Here is a 7,517-nt window from a genome sequence, read left to right on the forward strand (position 1 = left end):
ATGCAATTGGTATTACTTGATATTTAGATAGCAAAATGCCCATCATTGATGGGCATTTTTAATTCGAACCTGGTTATCAGTAAAACTTAATCCAGTTCGTCTTCCTCTTCATCACGGACTTCGCCATCTTCATCAATGAAGTATGTACCCCAACCGTCATAATCAACTTTTTGCTTATTCGCTAACAACAGTAACTTTTCGCAAGCTGTATCGAGCAGTTCTACATCTAGCTTATGAGAAGCAACAGCATCAAAACAGATAATAACCGAGCCATCTTCAAGCTCCATCTCTTCTGCATCATTGACTTCAAAACCCAATTTGAAGGCGTCTACAGCGGCCTTTTCTAAGCGATCAAAATTGGTCGATGAGAAGTGATGCTCAATGGTGTAATCAGCATCTGGTAGTGAACCATCAGCAAGGATCGCTTCGACGATTTCACGGTTCTCAGCTTTCTGTTCGTTTAACAGGCGTTCTATAGACATCAGTAGCTCCTCAAAAATTTCGCGAAGATTATACCGCTTTAGTCATTAATGCAGAAGCTTCTTGATTCAACTGTGATAACTTTTCTGACATCATGCTATGAATACGCTTAGAAAGCTCTTTCACTTGTGTCTTATCAAAACCTTTAGTTTCGATAGGCTCCATCATCTCAATAATAACCACACCATTGTTCCAACGGTTTAGTTTTATATGCCCTTGGTTAGATGCCAATACGGGCACCATAGGAACACCTGCAGCAATTGCGGTATAAAAGGCACCAGCTTTGAAAGGCAGTAAGCCTTTACCACGAGAGCGAGTCCCTTCAGGGAAAATCCACACCGATAAGCACTTATCTTTAATCTTCCTGGCTGTTTCAGCCATGGTATCAAACGCTTTACTGCGATTTTTACGATCAATCAATATGTTACCTGATAACCAGTAAATCTGGCCAAACAGTGGCATCCAAGCAAGGCTTTTCTTACCTAAACTTACCGTACCTTTAGGAACCACTGCGGTATGGGTAAACATATCGAAGTTATTTTGGTGATTCGCAAGGAAAACACAAGGCTCTTCACTTTCGCCTTTAGAATTGCGAACAATGACCTTAATACCAAGAACTGGAGCTGCCCAAGAGAAGATCTTGGCAAACATATGCACATTATCACGGTGACGTGGTCGTAAAATGCAAGCTAAGCCACCGATAATAAAGGCTAAAATTAGCATGACAGATAAAATCAAACACCTAAGGATTAACAGCACTACAATCTCCCGCGATTTAATTGGCGCCAGTATAGCAGTAAGCTCTGGCGACTCAATGTTTAGTTTACACCTGTAGCCTGAACTCAAGCTATACAGTAGCGTGATTTAGCTACTTTAGCGCATGCAACTTAAGCTAACTTTAATCTAGCGCACACATTAAACACCGGGAATTCTAGCCTATATCCCACTCCGGCAAGGTCAGACCTCAGTTGCGATAACTTTCGACTTCCCCGTAAAATGCAGAACAAGTCTAAAGGCAATTGCACTTACCGCTAGGGTAGCAACGATTGCAGCGCCACTAGGTAAATCAAATGTTGCTGATAAAACTAAACCAGCAATATAACCAAATAGACCCACTAAGTATGCCCAACCAACTTTAAATCGTCCGGTATAATGATTAACGGCAAGAGCCGGTAGAATCAAAGAGCTAAAGACCAAATACACGCCAACCAGCTCGACAGAAAGGGTTATTACAATGGCAAAAATTAGGTAGAAGCCACGGCCAGAAAGAATTTGTGGTTTAACTAGTAATAACACCAATATGGCTGCATATAGTATTGCTGGCAGCATTAATTGACTCCAGCTAACCCAAAGGATCTGCCCAGACATTAACTGCTTAAGCATCTCAGCCCCATGTGGGTCATTCGATAACAGCAACATAGCAGCAACTGCAGCTAGTACGTAGAAGCAACCAATAATAGCTTCTAGTTCATCCGCCATTCTCTTAGACAGCCAAGCAATAAAAGCAGCGCCGGCAATTGCGAACAGTGCAGGCATCCAGATATGAGAGAAAGGAAGCGCTTCAATATCGTGGTTCATATGACCCACAATAGCGCCTAAGGCAGCCACTTGGGCAATGGCAAGATCGATAAATATGATGCCACGCTTTAACACTTGCTGCCCAAGTACTACATGGGTAGACAATACGAGCATTCCGGCGACAAATGCGGGTAGCAAAATCGATAATAGATCCAGATCAAACATAAGCATTAACTCTGGTTAAGTATTCAAAACTGCAAAAGGGCACTGACTATAAAAGCATAGTCTGTGCCCTCCTGCACCCCGCTCATTACAGACTACTGAGCGGCCAACAACAGATCGATTGCACTATCGTACAAGCTAAACAGGTCAACGCTGTCATCGTTACCACCTACAGACATAGGCAATACGATAACGGGCAGTTCTGCGCGTTCGCCTAGCCAGTCAGCACCGCGTTCACTTTGATATGAAGCGATGATAATAGCTAAAATGTCGCCCTGCTTAGCACGATCTAACAAACCTGCTAGATGAGAGCTACTTGGCGGAATACCTGGTTTTGGCTCAAGGTCGGCAACTTGCTCCAAGCCTAGCCAGCTATACAGGTATTTAAAGCTTGAATGGTAAGCAATAACCTTTTTGCCCTGTAATGGCTTAGCTTTCTCTTCCCAGCGAGGAATAGCTTGATTCCAACGTTCGCTAAAACGAGTCAAGTTAGCTTTGTATTCAGCAGCAGAATCCGGATTAACTTGAGCGAGCTTCTGCGTTAATGCTTCTGCAACCCCCAACAAACGTCTTGGATCGAAATGCAGATGTGGATTACCTTTAGCATGAACATCTCCCATTGAACGGTCGACTGAACTCATTTGATCGAGTGTATCAATTTGCTCAGCAGCAAAGAACAACCCTTGATCAGTAGAACGCACTTTCGCATTCGCAGATTTCATCTGCAGCATAGGTAGCCAGCCAATTTCAAGATCCGCACCGGCGCATACAGCTAAATCTGCTTGACGCATTTTAGCGATCAGACTTGGTCTAGCTTGTACCTGATGAGGATCTTGCATTGCCGTTGTGGCTGAGTAGATCCGCGCATCAGGAGCAAGCTCCTTTGCTAATGCAGCATACTCAGGCTCGCAGGCAAAAATATTAAGCCCAGCGACGGCACTGTTTGCAGTACCCAATGCCAAGGTTAATGTGAGGGCCTTTAGCCCTCTCGTTAAAAACTGCTTAGAATTGATGCGCACCGTGAGCCCCCAAAGTCATAACATATTGAAGAGTTATAACGTTATCGTCTTCTATACCCTCAAAGTTAGTACCTTGCTGGTTGGTGTACTGCAAGCGTACTGTAGAGAAATGACTGTGATGCCATGCCAAGCTAACTTCAGTCTCTTTCAGCTTTTGTGGGTCAAAATGGTCATCATGCATTAATTGAGTATCTACTTGACCATAACGTACACCAGCAGACCATTTAGGAGAGAACTGGTACACGCCACTTAAGTACCAACCATCTTGGTAGTCTTTACTTGAATCATCGTGACCATGTTCGTCATGTTCGTCATGATCGTCATGTTCTTCCTCTAGCGCTTTAAAGTCAGTCACTCTGAAGTACTCGCCGCTTAGCGTAAGGTGCTGATATTTATAGTTACCGTTTGGTGCCCATTTGTAGACAAAGTCTGCTACGTAAGTATTTTCACCTGTGTACTGCGCGCTATGGCTATGCTCATGTTCATGTTCATCTTGAACGGCTGCATGATCATCGTGATCATCATGTTCTTCAGCTGTCATTCGACCATTTTCATTACGTAAATAGCTTAAACCCGCCTGCCATGAACCGTTTTGGCCAACATCGCCACCAATTTTGGTAAATGCGGTATAAACACCAATGGTTTTGTAATCGCGTTCGCCATGTTCATCTTCGGCTTGCATGCTGTCGCCTTTAAACGCTTCAGCTCCCATAGTCCAATAAAGATCGGTTGGAGCAACATAACTCACTCTTAGGCCGTCATCAAAGTAATGGCTACCTAGGAAAGCGCGGTATACAGCAGGTCGGTCTGAGAACGCATCAGTGTGTACATGTTGGTTATTCAGGTAACCAATATCTGATAAGAAACGACCCGCTCTCATTGATAGGCCATATGGCATTGCCATCGTCTGAATAAATGCTTCTTCAAGCCCAAGCTCTGTTTCGCCGTCATGCATCTCAACCACTGCGGTCAATTTGCCATAGAACATATCATCGATATTGGCACTCATTGCCAACTCTGTGTGACCTAAACCAAACCCTTCAACACGCTCACTCATTGGACGTTCGGCACTTTGATAGTAACCATCAAGTACTGCGCTAATAGCAGGGTTAGTCAAGCTTGAATCTTCCGCATAAGCGTTGATTGAAATAAGTGCACATGCAGCGGCAACACCAGTAAGGCGCATAGTAGAAATAGTCATTTTGTCTCCGAAATACAGCTAAGCAAAGTCTTCCCAATGGGAATACTTAATTTAATTTTTAGTTATTTTTTATTGTGAGTAACTAGACTGTAAAAGGGGGAGCGCGGCTATTGAAGAAATTCACATGAAGTGAATTAAAAATGGGCAGGATGTACTCTTGGCTCTCAAAAAACTGACGTTCTACCGCGATATGAATTTCAAAGCTCGGCAGCAGTTTATTGACATGGTGTTGGTGATAACACAGAGTACAATGGTTTTGAGCGCCATCATCCAAATGACTCAGATCATGAGCGGACGCTGCAAATGACAGGCACAAGAATACGGCAATAAGCCCTATTGCGAGTTTCTGCTTTACGCTACTCATTCGAATCAAAGTGTTAACCTTGTTTGTTAAAAAACCCGCCAATTTTATTAACTTCGCGGTTTAAGTCAAGCGTTGTGAGGTAGAAAACGTTACAAACTGTTTGTGATATATATCACTTAAACTTGAATGACAATTAATACTGTCTTAAGCTCATACAGCTAATATAACTGCAGTAAAATGCATTCATAGTGATATGAAACAAGAGTTTATTTATTAATAAGGCGCAAATATCATGCTTGAACTTCTTCGCTCAAACTTAAAATTTCTTATTCTGACATCGCTATTTTTTATTGTGGTACTTGGCGGAATTTATTACGTTGAAGCTGCACTCGAAGCGCAAGTGCAAGTTATCGACTAACACTTCGCCATCACAGAGTTAGCACTTTAACACTCACAGTGCTAGCTCTATTGATTGAGCCACATAGCCATTAACGATACTTCTGCCGCTCTTCACTGTTATCAACTTGCTCTGGTGCCTCGGTAACTTTCATATGATCCATCATATGACTCACCAGCAATAACATCACCGCAAATATCGCCACTGGAATACAGATATTGCGAATGCTTTCGTCGAAATATCCCCACACTATTGCCATAAATCCAATATAGAAACCCGCCATTTTTACTCTGGCCATAGGCGCACTCTTTCCTAACCACGCGTCACAAAGCGGGCACTGGATCTCTCCGTTTAAGCCTTTTCCCCTTTGGTTGACTATTTTGTCGATCGCGAAAGACTTAGAACAATGGGCACATATCAAAGCAGTTTCTCTCTATCATTAGTTAAATTAGTGACATGGATAACGACGCTAATTAAGAATCAGTGTGGGCTATAAATCGGCGGCTAATTCTAACAGATTAGCCACTCACTCAGGGCTTTATTTTGCTTATTATTGCTACCAATTCAGCCGCACTAATCGATAACAGTATTTTAGTCGCTACCGTTAACAAAAAGTCTATTAGGCTAAATTTCATTAACACGCCTGAATTGATTACCTATTTAATATAATTGGTATAATATTATTACTTTAGGGAACTGATGGATGTTTACAGATGCAAAGACTGCTGACCCAACTGATCTTGATCAGCTTATGCTTTTTCTCCTCAATCATATCTGCAAATGATGAGTCGCTCTTAACTGAGCTAAACAAAATTCAAAGCGCTATTGATAGCGATGCTAAGGTGCTAATAGGGACTAAGGGCGAGATAAAATCTTTTCTTGAATATCGCATTAGCCGCAATGCCACCTTACTACAGGAAAAACTCAAAGGGCAGATTGAAGCAACCACACCAAATTTAGAGCTATTAAAACCCTATATTGTTAAACAGCTTGCGTTTACTAACTTAGTTGAAGACTACTTTAACGAGCAAAAGAAAACCTTAATGAGTCAAGTTGGTGCGGACAATGATCGTAAAATCATGTTGCAATTGGTTCATATCCAACGTGAGCAAGACAAACTTTATGCTGCAGAAAAACAACTGATTGATTGGGCAATGCTAGCGGGTGTCGATGTAGCGGATAAGAACCAGCAATTCATTAGTGCCCTCATCACTAGAGCAGACGATTTAGATAGCTTTGTCCATTATAATCAATCACGCTTAGTGCAAGCCGTTGCAGATGTAACCGTAGCAGGCAAAGATGTCAGCAGTGACCAAACCGCCATAGTGGTTGAACTTAAAGAACGCCTTGATCAAAGCTCTGCAAGTCTATCGATTGCGATAGGGCTGCTTGATCAATTGGGTCAAGATACCGCCATGTACAAACAGACTCTGTTTAGTATCTCTGGTGATATTACTCAAGATGTCCTTAATTTCGATGTTGCCAGTAGCCTACTCAGTGAATGGATGTCTATTGCTAAAACCCAAGCATTGGAAAACGGCGCAAGTGTAGTATTTAAGCTCATTATTTTCAGTTTGATTTTGTTCTTATCCAGTCTAGTTGGCAAAATTGTTAAACGTGTCGTACAGAAAACGGTGAGCAACTCTAAGCTTAAATTTAGCTTATTGCTGCAAGATTTCTTTGTCTCTATGGTAGGCAAAGTGGTCTTTGCGTTAGGCTTATTGATCGGTTTGTCACAGCTTGGCTTCGAGCTTGCCCCACTGTTGGCAGGTTTTGGTATTGCTGGTGTGATTATTGGTTTCGCGTTGCAAGATACCCTATCTAACTTCGCGTCAGGCATGATGATCCTAATCTATCGTCCATTTGACGTTGACGACTTGATTAATGCGGCAGGTGTTACTGGACGCGTCAGCCATATGAGCTTGGTATCGACCACAATTAAAACCTTAGATAACCAACGACTCATCATTCCAAACAACAAGATCTGGGGTGATACCATCAACAACATCACCGTGGAGCATCAGCGCCGCGTTGATTTGACCTTTGGTATTGGCTATGGCGATAACATCGAGCATGCCGAAAAGGTGCTTAATGAGATTGTAATGGCACACCCTAAAGTACTTAAAGACCCTGAGCCTTTGATTAGGTTACATGTATTAGGCGAATCATCTGTCGACTTTATAGTACGCCCTTGGGTAAGACCAATCGACTACTGGGATGTCTATTGGGATATTACCCGCGAAGTGAAAATGCGCTTTGACGCTGAAGGCATTAGCATTCCGTTCCCACAACGCGATGTGCATATTTACCAGACCACCTAGAGTTCCTTTCTAATACCAATTGCATTAAGTATTTGACCAGTTCAGAGCCCCTCAG

8 protein-coding genes are annotated in these 7,517 nt (G+C 42.5%); 2 read left to right on the forward strand and 6 right to left on the reverse strand.

The genetic code is table 11. The features are described from left to right. Positions 1–86 precede the first annotated feature (86 nt). The 5 genes from rraB to AB4238_RS20345 all read right to left on the reverse strand — a co-directional run bounded on the left by rraB (position 87) and on the right by AB4238_RS20345 (position 4,440). Entirely contained in the window at positions 87–482 is a 396-nt protein-coding gene (gene rraB, locus AB4238_RS20325) for a ribonuclease E inhibitor RraB (RefSeq protein ID WP_371990858.1), read from the reverse strand. A 28-nt stretch (positions 483–510) separates the two neighbouring features. Then, entirely contained in the window at positions 511–1,239 is a 729-nt protein-coding gene (locus tag AB4238_RS20330) for a 1-acylglycerol-3-phosphate O-acyltransferase (protein WP_372035223.1), read from the reverse strand. Between the two features lie 198 nt (positions 1,240–1,437). Continuing rightward, positions 1,438–2,223: a metal ABC transporter permease gene (locus AB4238_RS20335; protein ID WP_371990854.1), complete on the reverse strand. Its 786-nt coding sequence runs from the start codon at positions 2,221–2,223 to the stop codon at positions 1,438–1,440. 92 nt (positions 2,224–2,315) lie between these two features. Then, positions 2,316–3,239 (reverse strand): metal ABC transporter solute-binding protein, Zn/Mn family, encoded by a 924-nt coding sequence (locus AB4238_RS20340; RefSeq protein WP_372035225.1) that lies wholly within the window; start codon positions 3,237–3,239, stop codon positions 2,316–2,318. Next, complete coding sequence (locus tag AB4238_RS20345; protein ID WP_372035227.1) at positions 3,223–4,440, reverse strand: hypothetical protein; 1,218 nt, start codon at positions 4,438–4,440, stop codon at positions 3,223–3,225. Before AB4238_RS20345 ends, AB4238_RS20340 begins: the two co-directional genes overlap by 17 nt. A 596-nt stretch (positions 4,441–5,036) precedes the next feature. On the opposite strand from AB4238_RS20345, the gene AB4238_RS20350 reads away from it, so the two are divergent. Further along, the gene (locus tag AB4238_RS20350; RefSeq protein WP_020910759.1) at positions 5,037–5,162 is read left to right on the forward strand and encodes a hypothetical protein; all 126 of its coding nucleotides are present in this window, start codon (positions 5,037–5,039) and stop codon (positions 5,160–5,162) included. A gap of 70 nt (positions 5,163–5,232) precedes the next feature. On the opposite strand, the gene AB4238_RS20355 is transcribed toward AB4238_RS20350, so the two are convergent. Continuing rightward, positions 5,233–5,439: a hypothetical protein gene (locus AB4238_RS20355; protein WP_372035229.1), complete on the reverse strand. Its 207-nt coding sequence runs from the start codon at positions 5,437–5,439 to the stop codon at positions 5,233–5,235. A gap of 415 nt (positions 5,440–5,854) precedes the next feature. Here AB4238_RS20355 and AB4238_RS20360 point away from each other — a divergent pair, with 415 nt between their 5' ends. Further along, complete coding sequence (locus tag AB4238_RS20360; RefSeq protein ID WP_372035231.1) at positions 5,855–7,462, forward strand: mechanosensitive ion channel family protein; 1,608 nt, start codon at positions 5,855–5,857, stop codon at positions 7,460–7,462. Positions 7,463–7,517: the final 55 nt, after the last annotated feature.

The organism is Shewanella sp. 10N.286.45.A1 (assembly GCF_041470405.1).
GTDB lineage: Bacteria > Pseudomonadota > Gammaproteobacteria > Enterobacterales > Shewanellaceae > Shewanella.

Bases quoted from the DNA above. Each gene is read 5' to 3' on its own strand.
- AB4238_RS20350 (WP_020910759.1), top strand. From the start codon at position 5,037: ATGCTTGAACTTCTTCGCTCAAACTTAAAATTTCTTATTCTGACATCG.
- rraB (WP_371990858.1), bottom strand. From the start codon at position 482: ATGTCTATAGAACGCCTGTTAAACGAACAGAAAGCTGAGAACCGTGAA.
- AB4238_RS20345 (WP_372035227.1), bottom strand. From the start codon at position 4,440: ATGACTATTTCTACTATGCGCCTTACTGGTGTTGCCGCTGCATGTGCA.
- AB4238_RS20355 (WP_372035229.1), bottom strand. From the start codon at position 5,439: ATGGCCAGAGTAAAAATGGCGGGTTTCTATATTGGATTTATGGCAATA.
- AB4238_RS20360 (WP_372035231.1), top strand. From the start codon at position 5,855: ATGCAAAGACTGCTGACCCAACTGATCTTGATCAGCTTATGCTTTTTC.
- AB4238_RS20335 (WP_371990854.1), bottom strand. From the start codon at position 2,223: ATGTTTGATCTGGATCTATTATCGATTTTGCTACCCGCATTTGTCGCC.